At 74.2% G+C, this 17,650-nt stretch carries 12 protein-coding genes; 4 read left to right on the top strand and 8 right to left on the bottom strand.

Annotation, left to right across the window (positions count from 1 at the left end):
- The first annotated feature begins 178 nt into the window (after positions 1 to 178).
- Positions 179 to 619 carry a hypothetical protein gene (locus SPRI_RS30575; RefSeq protein ID WP_053557530.1) on the top strand — a complete coding sequence of 147 codons (441 nt, stop codon included), beginning with the start codon at positions 179 to 181 and terminating at the stop codon, positions 617 to 619.
- A 183-nt stretch (positions 620 to 802) separates the two neighbouring features.
- On the opposite strand, the gene SPRI_RS30570 is transcribed toward SPRI_RS30575, so the two are convergent.
- The 3 genes from SPRI_RS30570 to SPRI_RS30560 all read right to left on the bottom strand — a co-directional run bounded on the left by SPRI_RS30570 (position 803) and on the right by SPRI_RS30560 (position 8,192).
- The gene (locus SPRI_RS30570; RefSeq protein ID WP_053557529.1) at positions 803 to 5,599 is read right to left on the bottom strand and encodes a hypothetical protein; all 4,797 of its coding nucleotides are present in this window, start codon (positions 5,597 to 5,599) and stop codon (positions 803 to 805) included.
- 39 nt (positions 5,600 to 5,638) lie between these two features.
- A complete protein-coding gene (locus tag SPRI_RS30565) occupies positions 5,639 to 6,562 on the bottom strand; it encodes a hypothetical protein (protein ID WP_053557528.1) in 924 nt (307 codons plus the stop codon).
- An 85-nt stretch (positions 6,563 to 6,647) separates the two neighbouring features.
- Positions 6,648 to 8,192, bottom strand: a complete 1,545-nt coding sequence (locus SPRI_RS30560) for a hypothetical protein (RefSeq protein WP_005320082.1) — start codon at positions 8,190 to 8,192, stop codon at positions 6,648 to 6,650.
- A gap of 370 nt (positions 8,193 to 8,562) precedes the next feature.
- Here SPRI_RS30560 and SPRI_RS30555 point away from each other — a divergent pair, with 370 nt between their 5' ends.
- Positions 8,563 to 9,840: an MFS transporter gene (locus SPRI_RS30555; protein ID WP_037775282.1), complete on the top strand. Its 1,278-nt coding sequence runs from the start codon at positions 8,563 to 8,565 to the stop codon at positions 9,838 to 9,840.
- A gap of 60 nt (positions 9,841 to 9,900) precedes the next feature.
- On the opposite strand, the gene SPRI_RS30550 is transcribed toward SPRI_RS30555, so the two are convergent.
- From SPRI_RS30550 to SPRI_RS30530, 5 genes are all read right to left on the bottom strand, one after another.
- On the bottom strand, positions 9,901 to 10,773 hold the full coding sequence (locus tag SPRI_RS30550; RefSeq protein WP_053557813.1) for an SGNH/GDSL hydrolase family protein: 873 nt from the start codon (positions 10,771 to 10,773) through the stop codon (positions 9,901 to 9,903).
- A 149-nt stretch (positions 10,774 to 10,922) separates the two neighbouring features.
- Positions 10,923 to 12,092, bottom strand: a complete 1,170-nt coding sequence (locus tag SPRI_RS30545; RefSeq protein ID WP_005320076.1) for a glycosyltransferase — start codon at positions 12,090 to 12,092, stop codon at positions 10,923 to 10,925.
- Complete coding sequence (locus SPRI_RS30540) at positions 12,089 to 13,213, bottom strand: glycosyltransferase family 4 protein (protein WP_005320073.1); 1,125 nt, start codon at positions 13,211 to 13,213, stop codon at positions 12,089 to 12,091. The genes SPRI_RS30545 and SPRI_RS30540 overlap by 4 nt, the downstream gene beginning before the upstream one ends.
- 208 nt (positions 13,214 to 13,421) lie before the next feature.
- Complete coding sequence (locus SPRI_RS30535; protein ID WP_053557527.1) at positions 13,422 to 14,840, bottom strand: hypothetical protein; 1,419 nt, start codon at positions 14,838 to 14,840, stop codon at positions 13,422 to 13,424.
- A 268-nt stretch (positions 14,841 to 15,108) separates the two neighbouring features.
- Positions 15,109 to 15,501 carry an ankyrin repeat domain-containing protein gene (locus SPRI_RS30530; protein ID WP_005320071.1) on the bottom strand — a complete coding sequence of 131 codons (393 nt, stop codon included), beginning with the start codon at positions 15,499 to 15,501 and terminating at the stop codon, positions 15,109 to 15,111.
- A gap of 294 nt (positions 15,502 to 15,795) precedes the next feature.
- Here SPRI_RS30530 and SPRI_RS30525 point away from each other — a divergent pair, with 294 nt between their 5' ends.
- The gene (locus SPRI_RS30525; protein WP_005320068.1) at positions 15,796 to 15,990 is read left to right on the top strand and encodes a hypothetical protein; all 195 of its coding nucleotides are present in this window, start codon (positions 15,796 to 15,798) and stop codon (positions 15,988 to 15,990) included.
- 33 nt (positions 15,991 to 16,023) lie between these two features.
- Positions 16,024 to 17,607 carry a hypothetical protein gene (locus SPRI_RS30520; RefSeq protein WP_053557526.1) on the top strand — a complete coding sequence of 528 codons (1,584 nt, stop codon included), beginning with the start codon at positions 16,024 to 16,026 and terminating at the stop codon, positions 17,605 to 17,607.
- Positions 17,608 to 17,650: the final 43 nt, after the last annotated feature.

Raw genomic sequence — 17,650 nt, 5'->3', positions numbered from 1 at the left:
TTCGCACTCGCCACGCACAAGGATCCGGCCGTTGTCGGCGGTGAAATCCGATTTCGGGGTGCGTGAAGTGCACGGCGGTGCGCTGCGGTTGCGTCGCGGTTGCGCGGCAACCGGAGTAGGACGCCAGATTCCGGGCAGCCACCGTTAAGTCGGACAGAGGTGGGGAGTGACACGATCCATGGACACGGACGAGCGTCGTGAGGCGACGCCGGCGGTGGACGACCTGTGTGTGCCGCGGCAGCTCTGGGTGGAGGAGCCGGCGACCAGAAGGCGTATGGCCGAGCCTGTCCGCAGAGCGGCGGTCCGTGCGGTGATCATCGTGTCGCTGACGATGATTCAGGCGATGACCGCCTTGCTCTTCACGCTCTCCGGAGCGTGGCTGGCCTTCCCGTTGGTCCTGAGCACGGTGGCGGGCACGGTGGTCGCCACATGGGCGGTGCTCGACGTGTGGGTGACCCGCCAGGTGTGGAACCAGCGCAACGGCGTGGTGTCGGTGCCCAGCAGCACCGCGCGCCAGTTGCGCCGCGAACGCCGCAGGGCCCGCCGTGCCGCCCGCGCAGCCGCGCGGGGGGCGTCCCGCATACGGCAACGGGCCGGCGGAAGGCTCTCCCAGGCGTAGCGGCGCCCGCGCGGCACACGGCCGCACGCACCCGGCGGTGCACGGCGCGCGCCCCGGCGGTGCTCGAGCCGGGGCCGCGCCGGCACAGCGGGCCGCCACTACGGCCGGCCCTGCCCGGTGGGTCGGTCGTCGGCCGGTCGTGGGCCGGTCGTCGCTCGTGTCCGGTCAGACGAGGCCGGCCCGCTACGGCCGGCCCTGCGTGGCCGCGTCCGGGGAGCGGTTCGCCGACTGCTCCCCCGTGGCCTGCTCGGGCACCGGAGCGCGCTTGAACATACGGGTCGCGGTGATCTCCCCGTGCACCGTCCCGTCTGCCGGGTCCACCTGCGGCAGTCCCGGCCGCAGATGCTCCTCCACGCTGATGTACTTCAGCCCTGCCCGCAGATCCGCGTCGTTGCGCAGCCGGATCACCAGTGGGAACTCCGCCAGCGCCGTCGTGTCGAACAGCCCGGTGGTGTAGAGGAGTTGCACACCCAGCGCATCGGAGACCGCGCGCTGGAGCTCGAGCAGGTACGTCGCGTTGGCCCGGCCGATGGGGTTGTCGAGGAAGAGCGTCCCGGCGTGCCGGTGCTTGTCCCTGCCCCGGTCGTTGCTGCGCAGCGCGGCCATCGTGCAGTACAGGGCGATGGCCGCGGTCAGCAGCTGGCCGCCGGAGAAGACGTCGCCCATCTGTCCGACCGGGACCCGCTCGGCACGCAGCACCGCGTCGGGCTTGAGGATCTCCACGGCCACGCCCCGCGGTTCGAGGGCGGCCTGCACTCCGCGCAGCAGCAGCGACATCCCGTCCCTGCGCAGGTCGGAGTTCTTCTTGACCGCCGCGCGGGTCGCCTCGTCGATGACCTCGCCGAGCCGCTCCGCGAGGGTCGCCTGGTCCGGCTCCTCGAAGCGGATCCGCAGGAACTCCTGCCCCGACCACTCGCCGAGCCCTTCCGGCAGGCGGGAGAGCCGCTGGGCCGAACGGAGCGTCGCGAGCGCTGACTCCACGAGGCCGCGCAGCCGGTCGACGATGGTGTCGCGGTTGCGCTCGAGCTGCTCCAGCTCGTCGGTGAGCACGCGCAGCCTGGGCGCGAACGCCTCGGCCCACTTGGCCGCGTGCTCGGGCAGGGCGGCTGCGGGCAGTTCGCGGATCTGCTGCCGGGCAGGGGTGCGCACCTGCTCGTAGCGGGTGGAGTTGGCGTGCCGTACGAGCACGTCGCTCGCCTCCCGTACCGCCGCCTCCGCGGTGGACAGGTCGGCGGCGCATCCGCGCAGCGAGCGGCGTGCCTCGGCAGCGGAGTGGCGTGCCTCCTCCAGGGTGCCGGGGTACGGCTCCTGGCTCTGCGCCGGCTCGTCGTCCTGGTGGTGGTCGCGCAGCAGGTCCCGCAGGAGCGCGGCCGTCTCGTCGAAGCCGCCCGCCGCGTCCTCCGCTGCCCGGTGGGCGTGGAGAAGTCCGGCGTGTGCGGCGCGGGCCGTCTCCAGCGTGTCGTTGCAGGCGGCCAGTCCCGCGGTGGCCGTGCGCAGGAGTGCCTGGGCGTGTTCGGCGTCGGCCGGGACGAGTTCGTCGGGCAGCGCGGTGTGTGCCTCGCCGTCGGCGGGGGCGAGCCGTTCGGCCTCGCCGCGCAGCCGGCCCAGCTTCTCGCTGGCCTCGGAGGCACGCGTCTCCAGCATCTGCACCAGGGCCTCGGCGCGGACGACGGCCGCCTGGCGGGAGGGGCCGTCGGCGCCGTCCGTGCCTTCCAGGAGCTGGGCGGCGCGGGTGCGGACCTTGTTGGTGAGCCGGTCGAGTTCGGCGAGGGCGGCGCTCTCGTCGCTCTCGGCGCGGGCCTGTTCGGCGCGCAGGTCCGCTCCGACGCCCACCTTCTCGTAGAGCTGGGAGGCCGCGCGGTACGCCTCGCGCAGCGCGGGCAGCGAGGGGCGCGGGGTCCGGTCGTCCGGCTCCGGCAGGCTCTCCGGCGCTCCGGCGATCTCGGCGCGCTCCGCCCGCAGGGCGCGGGCGGTGCGGCGTGCGTCGTCCGCCGCGCGCTGGGCGGCCCGGCGGTCCTCGTCGGCGGCCTTGGCCCGCTCCAGGCAGGTCGCGGCGCGGGCCTCCGACTCGGCGGCCTCGTCGGCCAGTTCGCGGAGCTTCACCTGCCAGCCGGCCCGTTCGCGGAGCCGGAAGGCGAGGCCGGCGAGGGCGTCCGCGACCCGGCGGGCACGCTGGGCCGCTTCCTGCCGCTCGTCGCGCACGCGGGCGGCGTCGGCCGCCGCCTCCTCCGCCTCGGCACGGGCGGTGCGGGCCTCTTCGAGCGTCTGCTGCGCTTCGCGCGCCGCCTCGCGGGCCGTACGGGCGCCTTCTGCGAGCTCGGCGAGCATTCCGGGCGGGCAGTCCGCCCGCCATGCGCCGAGCCGGGCCGCGAGGGACCGGTCGGCCGCGAGGCGGGCGGCGAGGACGCGGATCTCCTCGTCCCGCGCGGCCGCCCTGGCACGCAGTGCGTGACGCTCCTCGTCGGCGGCGTGCTCGTCGTGCATGGCCGGGTTCGGCGGCACGAGGAACACGTCCTCTTCCCCGCCCGCGTTCCCCGGCTGCGGTACGGGGGCGAGCAGTGCGGCGGCGGTCCCGACGGCCACGGCGGAGCGGGGCAACAGGGCCGCTGTGGCAAGGACCTCGCGTGCACGGGTGTGCGAGGCGGGGTCGGTGATCACGACGCCGTCGACCAGTTCGGGCCGGGCGGCGAGCACGGCGGCGTGGTCGGCGGGGTCGACGGACTGGGCGAGATAGCGCCAGCCGGGCAGGGCGGGGATGCCGTGCTCGCCCAGGTACTCGACGGTGGCGAGGACGTCGGGGCCGGGCGGCAGCAGGCCGCCGTCGCCGAGCGCGCCGAGGATGCGGGCGTCGTCGGCGGCGGCGGTCCGCAGGTCGAACAGCTGCCGTTCCGCGGAGGAGACGGACTGCTCCAGCAGCTCGCGCAGTTCGCCGGCGAATCCGTCGAGCTCCTCGACGGTGAGGGGCCCTTGGCCGGTACGGCGGGGGCCGGGGCGGCCGCCGCTGCCGGTGGGTGCGTCGGCGTGGGCGTCGCCGTCGGCCGCGGGAACGTTGCCGGCGTCCGCTGCGTCCGCCCCGGTGCTCCGGCCGTCGGATGCCGCGGTACGCGGGGAGGGGACCGGGACGGGCAGGCGCGCGGGGGCGAGGCTCAGCAGGTCCGCGAGGCGTTCGTCCGCCGCGATGGACTCCGCGGCTCGGCGCTCCGCTTCGTAGGCGTGCTCCGCGGCGCGCTCGGCGTCGGCGGCGCGGGCCGCGGCCAGTTCCGCGCGTGACTCCGCGGCGGCTGCCTCCTTCGCCCGCTCCGCCGTCGAGCGGGCCGCCTCACGGGCCTCGTCCCATCCGGCGACGGCGGTCTTCTCCGCGTCGCTCGCCGCCAGCGCGGCGCGTGCCGGGTCGGCGTCGGGAGCGGTGTCGTCCAGCCATCCGGCCCGTACGGCCTCGGCGGTCTCCTGCTCGACCTCGCTGAGCCGCTGGCGCAGGTGGCCGATCTCGCTGCGGGCGCGCTGCGCCTCGGTGGCGGCGACGGTGGCGTCGCGGTGTGCCGCCTCGCCCGTCTCCTGCAGCGCGCGGGAACGCTCTTCCTCTTCGTTGGCGACGCGTTCGCCGTCCTCCGCGGCGGTGTGCAGGGCGCGCACCAGGTCGCCGGCGGCCTTGGCCCGGGCGGCGAGCGCGGGGGCCGCGTCGCGTTCGGCCTCGCGGATCGCCGCGGCGACACGGGCGGACCGGTCGCCGGCCGCCCGGTGGCGCAGCACCGCCTCCGCGGCCAGCCATGCGGAGTGCAGCGTGCGTGCGTCGATCAGTTCACGGCGCTGCGCCGCGGCGCCCTTCTCCGCGGCGGCGAGTGCCAGCGAGGCGTGCCGGTAGGCCAGTTCGGCGGCGACGAGGGAGCTGCGGTCGCGTTCGCGCTCGGCGCCGGTCACCGTGTGCGCGGCGGCGGTGACCTGCTGGGCGAGGTCCGCGGCGCGGGCGCGCTCGTCCGCGGCGCGGGCGGAGAGCCGGCGTGCCAGGGTGCGGGTGCGGCGCTCGGCGCCGGCGTGGACGTCGCGTGCCCTGGTCCTTGCCTCCGCGGCGTCGACGATCCGGCCGAGGAGGTCGACGGAGCCCGCGGTGAAGTCCCGTTCCGCGTTGAGCTCCGCCCGGCGGCCCAGCTTGTTGCCGAACGAGCTGACGAGGTCGGCGAGACCGTCCGTGTCGCGGGTGTCGGTGACGGCCCGCAGCAGCAGATCGGTGAAGTCGGAGTCCTTCTTCACCGCGAACAGGCCGGCCGCCTCGCCCTCGTCGGCGTTCATCTCCCGCTGGTACCGGAACAGTTCGGGGTCGAGGCCGAGGTCGCCGAGGTGCTCGTTCCAGCGGTCGTGGATCTCCTCCCAGTGCACGTCGAGATGCGGATACGCCTTGCCCGCCTCGGTGATCGCGTCCCGGAAGCCCTTCATGGTGCGGCGGCGTCCCTGGGCGCCGGAGACACCCTCGACGGGCGGACGGACGGCGGTGGACTCGGCCACGGGGAGCGAGTCGAGGCCGAGGCCGGGTCCCGGCCTGAAGGAGTACCAGGCCTCGGCGAACTTGCGCGGGTCGTTGGACACCTGGCGGCCGCGCCATTCGCTGACCTTGCCGACGACGACCAGTTCGCCGGTGAGCGTGTGCTGCCATTCGAGCGCGACGTGCCCGCAGTCGTCCGCGAGCAGGAACTTGCGCAGCACACCCGAACTGGCGCCTCCCAGGGTGTTGCGGTGGCCCGGCAGCATCACGGAGAAGATCAGCTTCAGCAGGACGGACTTGCCCCCGCCGTTCTCGAGGAAGAGCACACCCGCGGGAGCGGGCCGGCGCGGCGGGCCGACCGGCTCCTCCTCGAAGAACTCCGCCTGCGTGGGGGCGGGATCGGGCACGGGCTCGCCGACTCCGCGCAGGTCGAGCACGGTGTCGGCGTAGCGCGCACCGGCGGGACCGATGGAGTAGAGGCGGACCCGGGACAACTCGTACATGGCGGCGGACTCTCAGTCGTCTAACAGTTGCGCGGGCGGTTACGCGTGGAAGGGCAGACCGGCGTCGGCGGCCAGGTCGAGGTCGTCGCCGTCGGGCGGCGCCACGAGCGTGGCGGAGCCGTCGCCGACCGGGACGACGCCCAGCTCCAGCAGCTCGGCCATCGCGGCGCTGCCCGCCATGTCGCGGACCTGCAACTGGTAGCGGGCGGTGGTTCGGTACGCGCCTCCGGCGTCGTCACCGGTCCGCTGGAGGAAGCCCGAGTCGGTGAGGAAGGCGACGGCCTTGCCGACGATGCCGGTGGTCGAGCCCGCGAGGCGGCGGGCGTCCTTGGTGGCGCCGGTGGCGCTGCGGCGCGCGTAGACCCGCCAGGCGGCCTCCAGGCCGGGTGCGTCGCTCGCCGGGTCGGTGTTCTCGCCCTGCTCGTCGGCGCGCTCCTCGAGACGCCGGCAGGCCTGACGTACGAAGGCGTCGACGCCGTTGACGGTGATCCGGCCGATGTATCCGTCGTCGGCGAGGTCCTCGGGGCGAGGGAAGGCCAGCGCGGCGACGGCGAGATGGGCCAGGCCGTGCAGGAAACGGTCGGCGGACTCGGCGGAGGCGCGGCGGGCGTAGTCGCCCATCCGGACGGCGAACACCGAGTCCTCGCCCGCGGTGACGGCCATGCCCGCCCGCGGCGACACCTCCAGCACGACGAGGCCGAGGCCGGTTGCGACCGCGTCGGCGAGGCGGGCGAAGGCGGGGTCCTCGCGGTAGCGGCGCAGCAGTTCGGCGTATTCGGCGTCGCGGGCCGGCAGCAGTTTGGGCTGGAGCCCGAAGGAGACGAGCCGTGCGGCGTCCGCCGCGTCGGCGGGTGTGACGCCGCCGGGGCCTGGCGCGGCGGCTGACATCGGGCCGGAGGGGGGTCCCTGCGGGGCGGCCGGGTCGCTCCACGCGGCGGGGGGCTCGGCGTGGTGGTCGCTCACGGGGCTCCTCGGTGGGGGGTGGTCGGGGCGGTGGTGGGGGCCGGGCACGGCGGTGCGGCGGCGGGACGGCCGGTCCGGCGGGAGGTCATGTCGCCTCCGAGCGGGCCGCGGCCATGCCCACCGCGTCGAGCAGCGCCGTGCCGACGATGAGGTCGGCGCCGCCGAACTCCGGGTCGTCGAGCTCGGTGCCGTCGTCGACGGCGAACAGCAGCCGCTGCTCGCCCTGGCGGTACGCGGTGCCGACCGGCGGGCTCGCCGCGTGGACTGCCAGCAGCGCGACCAGGTACGGCAGGTCGGGGTCGCGGCGGCGGGCCTCCGCGAGCAGCCCGGAGAGCCGGCGCGGCGCGTCGTGCTCGAGGTCGAGCAGTTCCATGGCGCTCGCGAGCTGCTCCTCGCTGAAGCGGCTGTCGTCGGGGGTGGCGATCAGATCCGGTTCCGGCATCTCCGCGCCGAGGTGTTCCCGCTCGGCCGGCGGGGTCAGCAGCAGATCGACCAGGTCGCCGACGCGTACGGACGACGGTGTGCGCAGCCCGGTGCCGCTCGCGAAGAACGCGTCGGTGACGCGGATCGCCGACTCCACGGGCAGCGGCAGCAGCGGAGCCAGCAGCTGGCCGTACAGGTCGAGGCCGCTGCGGGCGGCGGGCCGGGCGAAGGCCTGCCGGTCCTGCTCGGCGCGGAACAGCGGTCCGGCCTCCAGCAGCCTGGACTGGAGCTGTGTGTGCCGCCGGATGCAGTCCTTGACTATGTCCACGAGCTCGGCGGCGCGCCGCTTGTGCTCGGCGGTCTTCGGGTCGGCGCCGGTCTCGGCCTCGTCGCGTGCCTTGCGGATGTTGGTGAGGATCGCGTTCTCGTGGCGGTAGCGGTCGGCCACGTGGTCGAGCGCCTCGGCGATCATGTCGGGGACGGTGTTGAGCCAGTCGACGGCGCGGACGTTGCGCCGGGTGGCCTCGAGGGTGCGGCGCAGTGTCTCGCTGTACTGCACGGTCCGGTAGCGGGCCTGCTCGGCGGCGAGTTGCGCGTCGGCGAGGCGGCCGCGGCTGATGAGCACCTCGAGCTTCACCTCGGCGGCGATCTGGGCGCTGGTGACGTCGGTGTCGAGGGCGCCGACCAGCACGTTGACCGCTTCGTCGGTCGTGCGCAGATAGACGGTGCCGTCGCGGCCGGGGACTTCCTCGATGAGCTTGAAGTCGTAGTCGCGGCGGGTGTAGACGCCGTCCGGGCCGAAGGTGCCGTAGACGGCGCGGAAGCCCCGGTCGACGCTGCCCACGTTGATCAGGTTCTCCAGCACCCAGCGGGCCACGCGCTCGTGCTCGGCGGCCGGCCGCCGCGGGGCCTGGGCGGCTACACGCGGGACGAGGCGCGCGACTATCTGGTCGTGGTCGGCGCCGGTGTCGAAGTCCATGTTGAGCGTGACGAGGTCGATGGCCGCGAGGGCGACCTCCGCCATGGCGTAGACCGAGTACTCGCCCGCGAGATTCGCCTTGCGCACGTCCAGGTCGTGCAGGGGCGCGGTGCACGCGAGCGCGCGGAGGCGCCGCGCGAGCCCTTCGTCGGCGGCCGGGCCCTGCGCGGGGCGCGGCCCCGCGCTGAGCTGGGGCGGAGCGAGGTCCGTCGAGGCAGGCGAAGTCACGGAGCACAGATTAGGTCCTCGCACCGACAACGGTCGAAACGACGCAGAGCGCCCTTCGGCACGGACCGTCCGGGACGGCCGTGTTCCAGGGAGCCGCCCTGCGTGGCGGCCTCGGCGCTCGCTGCCCTGAGCCCTCTGGGGAGGACGCCGGGCTCCTGGTGCAACCGGCCGGTAGGGCAGGCCGGTTGGGGCCGCGGAAGCCGGAGGGCGGGCGTCCGTTCGCCGCGGTGCGGGCCCGCACCGCGCAGCGGCAGCGGCAGCAGGAACGCTCAACACGACTCTTGCCGTATCGTTCAACAATCCTCTACCTTGACGTGACTGTACACCGCCAGATGCTCCCCTCCCGCTCCCCTCCCCCAGCGAGGTGCAGATGAGCACGCCACAGGTCCGGCAGAAGCACGATCAACTCCCCGAGGACAGCGGCACGTTCGCCTGGCTGCGCGCCCTCGGCCCACGCGGTCGGCGCGCCTTCGGCGGCGCGTTCGGCGGTTACGCCCTCGACTCGTACGACTACTTCACCCTGCCGCTGAGCATGGTGGCGATCTCCGCGTACTTCAGCCTCGACAACGGCCGGACCGGGCTTCTCACCACCGTCACCCTTGTCGTCTCCGCGGTCGGCGGCGCCCTCGCCGGCATCCTCGCGGACCGTGTCGGCCGCGTGAAGGCACTGATGGCGACGGTGATCACGTACGCCGTGTTCACCGTGTTGTGCGGCTTCGCGCCCAACTACGAGACGCTGCTCGTCTTCCGTGCCCTGCAGGGCCTCGGCTTCGGCGGCGAGTGGGCGGTCGGCGCGATCCTCGTCGCCGAGTACGCCACGGCCAAGCACCGCGGCCGCACACTGGGCGCGGTCCAGAGCGCCTGGGCCGCGGGCTGGGCGCTCGCCGTGATCGTCTACACACTCGTCTTCCGGTTCGTCGACGCCGACACCGCGTGGCGCGTGCTGTTCTGGACCGGCGCGCTGCCCGCGCTGCTGGTGATCTACGTGCGCCGCAACGTGAGCGATGCCCCGAAGGCGGCGGAAGTGCGCCGCGCGGGCACCGCACGCGGATCGTTCACCACGATCTTCAAGAAGGACCTGCTGCGCATCACGCTGTTCGCCACGCTGCTGTCGACAGGCGTCCAGGGCGGCTACTACACGCTCGCCACCTGGGTCCCCACCTATCTGAAGACCGAACGCGGGCTGACGGTCGTCGGCACCGGCGGGTATCTCACGTTCCTCATATCCGGCGCCTTCATCGGCTATCTGACCGGCGGCTACCTCACCGACCGGATCGGCCGGAAGAAGAACATCGCGCTGTTCGCGGTGCTGTCCTCGGTGGGGATCATCGCCTACACCAACATTCCTCCGGGCTCCAACAGTCTGCTGCTCGTGCTCGGTTTCCCCCTCGGGTTCTGCATGTCGGCGATCTTCAGCGGGTTCGGTTCGTTCCTGAGCGAGCTGTACCCGACGGCGGTGCGCGGCACGGGGCAGGGCTTCACCTACAACAGCGGCCGCGCGGTGGGCGCGTTCCTGCCCACGCTCGTCGGCTTCCTGTCCGACAGCTGGGGCGTGGGCGGCGCCCTGGTCCTCGGCGCTGCCGGCTACGGCCTCGCCGTCCTCGCCCTGACCGGCCTGCCGGAGACGCGCGACCGCGAACTCCTCTGACCGCCCCGAAACGGCCCGGTCCCGCAGGCGACGTGGGACGACGCTCCGGAACGCCCCCGCTCAGTCCCCCGCTCCCGGCCCGGGCCGCGCGCCGGGAACGGCCGGTGACACAGCGGCGAGCGCCGCGGACAGGGCGAGGTCCGAGCTGCGGTCGAGGCGGGCGCTCGTGCCGCGGACCCAGTGGTGCACCTCGTCACCTGCGAGGCGCAGCAACTGCGGCAGCAGGTCGGTGCAGCGCCGGGCCGTCCAGGCGGTGCCCGCCGTCGCCAGCCACAGCAGCGACGCGGCCGCGGTCACAGGCGGTTGGTCGGGCTCGGCGTCCGGTGGGAGGCCGTCGGCGAGACCGCGGGCGGCGAGGAGTTCGTGGAAGCGCCGGGCGAGCATCCGGTGGCCTCGCTCGCCCGGGTGCAGCCGGTCTGCGCTCCACATGGCGCGATCCGCCACCCATGCCGCCTCGGCGGCGTGCAGGTGGACGGTGTCGTACCGGTCGGAGAGCGCGTGGACCACGGCGTTGACCGCCCGCTGGCGCCGGGCCAGCGGGCGGGCGAGCGGGGCGGGCAGGCCGAACATGGCGCCGGGGTCGGGCAGGCACGCCGTCAGCAGCACGGTCCCGCGGGCGGCGAGTGCGGACGTGACGCCGTCCAGCCGCCGGGCCACATCGGCTATGTCGAAGGTGCGGCGCAAGGTGTCGTTGACGCCGACGACGACGGACGCTACGTCCGGCGAGAATGCCAGAGCGGCGGGCGCCTGGATCTCGGCGACGTCCTTACTGAGGGCGCCGCTGACGGCGAGGTTGCGGAAGACCACGGACATGCCGGCGCCGCCCATCGTGCCCGCGAGCAGCGCCGCCCATCCCCGCCGGCCGCCTGCGACGGGATCCCCGACCCCGGCGGTGAGCGAGTCCCCGAGCGCCGCGAACCGTACGGTCCGCACGGCCCGTCCGCCCCGCCCCGGACCCGTGCGACGGAACTGCACGGCGGGGCCTGCGGGATCGGGGGCCTTGTTGTCCGTACAGGGCCCGGCGCCACCTTCCGCCACTGTCACGGGCTGCCGGAGACGGTCCGGTGTGCCGGCCGGCGCCGTCATCGCCCGCTCCCCGGACCGGAGGCCGGGTCCCCCGCCGGCAGCGCCTGGTGAGCCGCGAGGAACGCCGCCACCGACCGCTGCCAGCCGAAGAGTTCGGCTCGCGCCCGTGCCACCCGGCGGCGCGCCTCCGCCGGCCGGGAGAGCAGCTCCAGCACGGCGGCCGCGAAGTCCGCGCCCGTGTCGGCCGCCGCGATCCCCGCGTCGCCCACGACCTCGGGCAGCGCCGAAGAGGCGCTGGCGACGACCGGCGTGCCGCAGGCCAGGGCCTCGAGGGCGGAGAGCCCGAAGGTCTCGGCGGGGCCGGGGGCCAGGCACACGTCGGCCGCGGCCTGGAGGTCGGCGACCGACTCCCGGTCGGGGACATGGCCGAGGAACCGGACGGGCAGCCGGTCCGTGTGCGCCCGGCGTACCAGCGAGGCCTTCAGCGGCCCGTCGCCGGCGACGACCATCGACACCCGCAGGCCCCTCTCGCGCAGTGCGGCGAGCGCGTCGAGGGCCGTAGCGGGACGTTTCTCCACGGAGAGCCGAGAACACAGCAGAAGCAGCACGTCGGCTCCGGCCGCGTGCCGTGCGCGCAGCAGCGCGCTGCGCCGTTCCGGCCGGCAGCGCCGCAGGTCGACACCGAGAGGCGCCCGTACGACATTGCGTGCCCCGATGCGCACGAACTCGCGCTCCGCCCACTCCGTCGTGCAGACGATCCGTGAATAGGCCCACGCGCTGCGGCGGTTGAGCCGGTCCGCGGTGCCCGCGGCGACGGACCCCGTCAGGCCCCACGTGCGGAGCACTCCGTCGGCCGTCTCGTGCGAGACCATCACCGAAGGGATCCGCCGCCGCCGTGCCCACTCGCCGGTCCAGCGCAGGGTGGTGCGGTCGGAGACCTCGAGCCGGTCGGGCGCCAGTTCCTCCAGCACCCGGCGGAGCCTGCGCCGTCCGGCGAGCACCCGGTAACCGCCGGTTCCCGGGATCTCCGGTCCCGGCAGGGTGATGACGCGCCCCTGATCGGTGTGCCGGTCGCTCTCGACGTCACCGGGCACGACGAGCACCGGCTCGTGGCCGGCGGCCAGATATCCGCGGCCGAGTTCGGCGAGCGCGGTCCGCAGCCCTCCGGACGAGGGCGTGACGAAGTTCGCCAGGCGTACGATGCGCAGCCCGTGTTCCCCGCTCATGCCGCCACCGCCGTCCGCGCGCCGAGCACATCGGCGTAGTGGTCGAGCAGCAGGTCGCCGACCACCGCCCAGGTCCGGCCCTCGACGGCGGCGAGCCCGGCCCGCCCGTACGCGGCCCGCAGGGCGGGGTCGCCGGCGAGCGCGACGACCGCCGCACGTACGGCGTCGGCACTGTGCGGCTCTACGAGCAGCCCGGTCCGGCCGTGGGCGACGAGGTCGAGCGGGCCGCCCGCGGCCGGCGCGATCACGGGAATCCCGCAGGCCATGGCCTCCTGCACGGTCTGGCAGAACGTCTCGTAGGGGCCGGTGTGCGCGAAGACGTCCAGCGAGGCGAAGATCCGCGCGAGATCGTCGCCGGTCCGCCGGCCGAGGAAGGTGGCGCCGGGCAGTGCGGCGCGCAGGGCCGCCCCACTGGGTCCGTCGCCGACGACGACGAGCCGTACGCCGGGCAGCGCGCAGACCCCGGCGAGGAGTTCGACGTGCTTCTCCGGGGCGAGCCGGCCCACGTAGCCGACGATCACCTCACCGTCCGGCGCGAGGGTGCGGCGCAGTTCCTCGTCCCGCAGCTCCGGCCGGAAGCGTGTGGTCTCCACTCCGCGCGGCCACAGCCGCACCCGCTCGACACCGTGCTCCTCGAGGTCGCGCAGGGCGGCGGTGGACGGCGCGAGGGTGCGGTCGGCGGCGCCGTGCACGGCCCTGATGCGCCGCCATGCGGCACCCTCACCGGCTCCTACGTAGGTACGCGCGTATCCGGCCAGGTCCGTCTGGTAGACGGCGACGGCCGGCAGGCCGAGACGCGCAGCGGCCGCCATGCCGCGCACACCGAGCACGAACGGGCTGGCGAGGTGGACGAGGTCGGCCCGGTGCGCGGCGATCGCCGCCGCGACCCGGCGGCTGGGCAGGGCGACGCGCACCTGCGGATAGCCGGGCAGGGGCAGCGAGGGCACGCGCACCACCGGGTAGGGGGCGGCCGCGTCGCAGCTCGTCGCCCCGGCCGCGGCCGGGGCGACGACGAGCGGTTCATGACCGCGGGCGGCGATATGCCGGGCGGTCTGCTGGGCGCAGTGCGCCACACCGTTGACGTCTGGCGGAAAGGATTCGGTGACGATGACGACACGCATACCCGTGTTGTCGTCGGCCCCGGAGTGGCTGCGCCAACGTGGATCTTTCCGTGTGTGGAACGTCCCATGAGCGTTTGTGTCCGCGCCGGACGTCGACCGTCGGCGGGCGCCGCGGTCGCCGCCGCACGCCTCCCCCGAAGGCGTCGGTCCGGCGGGGTGCCGCAGTCACCGGATCATGCGGCGCCTGGGCCGGTCCCGGAGCCGCGTGTCACACGGTCGGCCGGTCCGGTCCGATCCGGCTGCGCACGGCGGTCTGCACCTCGGCCTCCTCCGCGGGGTCGGCGGCGAGCCTGCGCAGCCGGTCGGCGACGCGTACGTCACCCGTCTCCGCGTGCAGAGCGGCGACTTCCCTGGTGGTCTCCTCGCAGTCCCACAGGCATTCGACGGCGAAGCCGGTGGCGAAGGAGGGATCGGTGGTGGCGAGGGCCCGTGCGGCGCGGCCCCGCAGGTGCGAGGAGGCCGTCTCCCGGTACACATGGCGCAGCACGGGGGCGGCGCAGGCGATGCCGAGCCGTCCCGCCCCGTCGACGAGGGTCCACAGCCGGGGCGAGTCGGGCCCGTCGCCCCGCACGGTCTCTCGCAGGGCGCCGAGGACGAGCTGCGCGTCGGCGGCGACGCCCCGGCAGGCGAGCACGCCGGCCGCGGATGCGCCCAGGGCGTCGGGGCGCTGCACCCAGGCACGTGCGCGGTCGACGGCCTCCTCGCCGCACATCCGCTCGAAGGCGGCGACGGCGGCTTCGGCGACGGTCCTCGAACCGGCGCCCACAGCGGTCTCGATCAGGTCGAGGACGACGGCGTCGCGTGACTCGGCCAGGTAGTGGAGGGCGGCGCAGCGTGCGCCGTCCGGCCCGCTGCGGGCGGCTTCGACGATGGCCGGACGGTCCTCCGGTCCTGCCACTGCGGTCAGGCACCGCGCTGCCGGGACATGCAGGGCGCTGCCTCGCTCCAGACCTTGGTCCGCCCAGTCCAGGACCGCCTGGACGCTCCAGCCGGGCCGGGGCCCGGAAGGCCGCATCTGGCGTTGCCAGCGGTCGAAGGAGCCCGCTTCCTGCGCGGCCCTGATCCTGGCGCCCACGGCTTCCCGCGGGTCCTCCGCCCACAGCCGCCAGGGCCGCGGTTCGAAGGAGTCCCGCACCGCGACGGCCAGTTCGGCGTCGCCCTCGGGGCTCGCGGGGAACCGGGACAGGATGGGCAGGGCCAGCGCCCGCAGTCCCGCGTCGTCGTCGCGGAGGGCGAGCTCGTCGAGCGCCCAGGCCCAGTTGGCGCCGTTCCTGGCGTACTGCCGGAGCAGGGCGAGTGCGTCGCCCCTGCCGTAGGAGGCGAGATGGCCGAGCACCGCGAGGGCCAGACCGGTCCGGCACTCCTCGGTGTCGAGGTGGTCGTCGGCGTCGCACAGGTGCCGCTCGATCTCCTCGAGACTGCCGTGGAGATCGAGGAAGAGGCGGGCGTAGTAGAGGGAGCGGTTCTCGACCTGCCAGTCGTGGCGGGGGTCGCTGAGCACGCAGTGGTTGAGGGCGGCGAGGGCTTCGGCCCGCGGGGCTGCGAGCGCGTGCAGCGTGCCGTCGCCACGGCCCCTCTGCAGCAGGCCGAGCAAGGTGCCGCTCGGCGCTATGACTGGATCGAACATGGGAAAATGCCTCACATCAAGCTGTCGACGCAACCGGGGACTGATGTGCCTAGGCCACGCAGCAGCATGCAGGGCCGCCCGTCGTCATACGCGTCTTCCGCTCGGTGTAGACCATCTTCCTCTGCCTCTCTTCGGTGGCCCCAGGGGAAACTCCCGGTTGATGTCGTCCGGGATGGGGCTGACGTCATGATGACCCACCCATTTCGCCACCGCGACCACATTTACGGCGCCCCCCGCGGTGGCCCCTGCACAGCTGCCCGCGAGCCGCTCAGCGGGCTTCGAACAGCTCCAGAAGATCCGCCTTCCCGAACATCCGCGCCGTATCCGCCGCGGACGGGGTGCCCGCCTCGGGGTCGGCGCCTCCGGCGAGGAGAGCGCGGATCACGGCGTCCTCCCCCTTGAAGACGGCACCGGCGAGAGGGGTCTGCCCGCGGTCGTTGGCCCGGTTCGGCTCTGCGCCGCGGGCGAGGAGCGCCTCCACGGCGGCAGCGTGGCCGTGATAGGCGGCGAGCATGACGAGCGTGTCGCCCTTGTCGTTGGTGAGGTCGGCCGGGACGCCCGCGTCGACGTACGCGGCGAGTGCCTCGGTCTCCCCCTGGCGCGCCAGGTCGAAGACCTTGGTCGCGAGTTCGATCACCTCGGGGTCCGGGACCTCACTCATCGGACGTACCGCCTTTCACGTTCTGCCTGGCCCGCACGGCAGGAGCAGCCGTACGAGTGAATCGACAGGGTACTGCCCGGCCGGCGACATGACCCGGCGCGCCCGGGGCAATGCATCCCGCCGCGGAGGCACTGTGCCGCGCGTTCGGGCCCTCTGCCCGCCGGGCAACGACCGGCTGCCCGCCAGTGCAGTGAAATGCTCAGAATTTCACTCTTTTGCACCTTTTGTCGCATAGATACTTTCGGTAAGCCTGGAAGAACTCATGGTGACTGTCCCCTCACCCAGGAGAACCTCATGATTCTGTCCATGTCAGGCGTCGTGCTCCTCGGCATCATCGTCTTCCTGTTCTTCAGGAAGGACGGCCTCAAGGCCTCGCACGCGCTCGTCTCCGCGCTGTTCGGCTTCTTCCTCGCCGGCACCGCGATCGCCCCCAGCATCCAGGCAGGCACGACGAGCCTGGCCGGTCTGCTGGGCGGGATCAAGTTCTGACCGCCCGTCCCTTCGGCACCCACAGGAGACGATGTGGCCCGGCGTCCACTCCCCCGCATTCTGAGCAGCGGCAGCGCCCAGATCACCCGCAGCCGAGAGATCGCGCGCACGGCCGCCGACAGCGCCACGGACGTCCTCCATCCGCTGATCACGGTCTCCCGCGGTCTGCGGAAACTCGCCGCGAAGGGCCGGCAGAAGTGGGCCGGCACCCCCAAGGAGCGGCGTGGTCCGACCCTGTTCCTTGTCGCCGCCTGCATCCTGGTGGTCGCGCTCATCCCGTACGGGCCACTCGTCGCCCTGATCACGGTGATGGCCGCGGCCGCCTGGCAGGGCCGCGTCCGGACACCGGTCAGGACCGGACCCGACGAGGCGGAGACCGCCCGGCTGCAGGCGCTGTACGAGGCACTCGTCCCGTACTTCTCCGTCCCCGAGGACCCGGCTCCGCTGTTCGCCCACCGCGGGGAGTGGAGCAAGGCCTTCAGTGAGTACGAGTTCGACGGCAACGGCCGCCTCACCCGGCTGCGCGTCACATACCCCGCGTACTTCACCGACGGCGAGGCCGCTGCCCGGGCCCGGATCGAGCAGCTGCTGCACGCGAAGTCCGGGCGCGGGCGCGAATACCTCTTCACCTGGGACGAGGAGGGCAACGAGCTCGTGATGAGCGTGCTGCCCGCCCTGTCCACCGACATCGCCGCCCAGCGCTTCGTCACCGTCCCCGGCGAGACCGTCCTCGGCTTCACCGACGCCGACGCGGTCCAGCGCACGGTGCCGGTCGTCCAGGGCGACATCACCGTCCAGGCGCCCCCGGTCGTCTGGCGCACCGGACCGCGCTCCACCGAGCCGCACCTGCTGGCCGTCGGCGGACCGGGCAGCGGCACCACGACCCTTCTCCGCTCCATCGCCCTGCAGGCGCTGCAGCACGGGGACGTACTGATCGTGGAGGGCAGCGGAACCGGCGAATACTCCTGCCTCATCGGCCGCGCGGGCGTGCTGGCCGTCGAATGCGGTCTCGCCGGCGCGCTGTCGAGCCTGGAATGGGCCGCCCATGAGACGGAGCGACGGCTCATCGCCGCCAACAGGGCCCGGCAGGCGGGGCAGCCGGCCCCCGAGGACACGAGGCGGCCGCTGTGGATCCTGGTGGACCGGCCCGGCGTCTTCGGACACCTGGCCGCGGCTGACGGGCACGTGGACCCCCAGGAGCTGCTGTCCGTGCCACTGCGGCACGGACGGGCCGCGCACGTGACGGTGGTCGTGGCCGAGCAGTTCGACAGCGTCGACGCGCTGACCGAGGCGGTACGCACCCACACCCGTGCCCGGGTGGTCCTCGGCGGGGCCGGCGTCGACGACATCCGATCCGTGCTCGGGGAGATCCCGCGCACCACGCCCGTCCCCGACGTCCCGCCCGGCCGGGGGTACGCGCGGCTCGGCAACGGCCCCGTCCTGCGGCTCCAGGTCCCGGCCACGCCCGACCCGTTCGACGACGCGACGACGGAGGCCCACCGGCAGGCGGTCCTCGCCCTGCTGCCCGCCGGGCCGGACACTCCGCAAGCGCCCCCGGCGGCGCCGGTGATCCCGGCGAAGCCGCTCTGCCCGCCGACGGTCCCCGCGGAGCCCTAGGTGTTCCGGACGCCCCCGGCGCGCGGCCGGCCGTGTGCGGGCA

This window comes from Streptomyces pristinaespiralis, assembly GCF_001278075.1.
Lineage (GTDB): Bacteria > Actinomycetota > Actinomycetes > Streptomycetales > Streptomycetaceae > Streptomyces > Streptomyces pristinaespiralis.
Note: the sequence above shows the minus strand (reverse complement) of the source record. Positions and strands in the feature narration are given on the sequence as shown.

Bases quoted from the DNA above. Each gene is read 5' to 3' on its own strand.
- SPRI_RS30575 (WP_053557530.1), top strand. From the start codon at position 179: ATGGACACGGACGAGCGTCGTGAGGCGACGCCGGCGGTGGACGACCTG.
- SPRI_RS30540 (WP_005320073.1), bottom strand. From the start codon at position 13,213: ATGCGTGTCGTCATCGTCACCGAATCCTTTCCGCCAGACGTCAACGGT.
- SPRI_RS30545 (WP_005320076.1), bottom strand. From the start codon at position 12,092: ATGAGCGGGGAACACGGGCTGCGCATCGTACGCCTGGCGAACTTCGTC.
- SPRI_RS30570 (WP_053557529.1), bottom strand. From the start codon at position 5,599: ATGTACGAGTTGTCCCGGGTCCGCCTCTACTCCATCGGTCCCGCCGGT.
- SPRI_RS30535 (WP_053557527.1), bottom strand. From the start codon at position 14,840: ATGTTCGATCCAGTCATAGCGCCGAGCGGCACCTTGCTCGGCCTGCTG.
- SPRI_RS30530 (WP_005320071.1), bottom strand. From the start codon at position 15,501: ATGAGTGAGGTCCCGGACCCCGAGGTGATCGAACTCGCGACCAAGGTC.
- SPRI_RS30555 (WP_037775282.1), top strand. From the start codon at position 8,563: ATGAGCACGCCACAGGTCCGGCAGAAGCACGATCAACTCCCCGAGGAC.
- SPRI_RS30525 (WP_005320068.1), top strand. From the start codon at position 15,796: ATGATTCTGTCCATGTCAGGCGTCGTGCTCCTCGGCATCATCGTCTTC.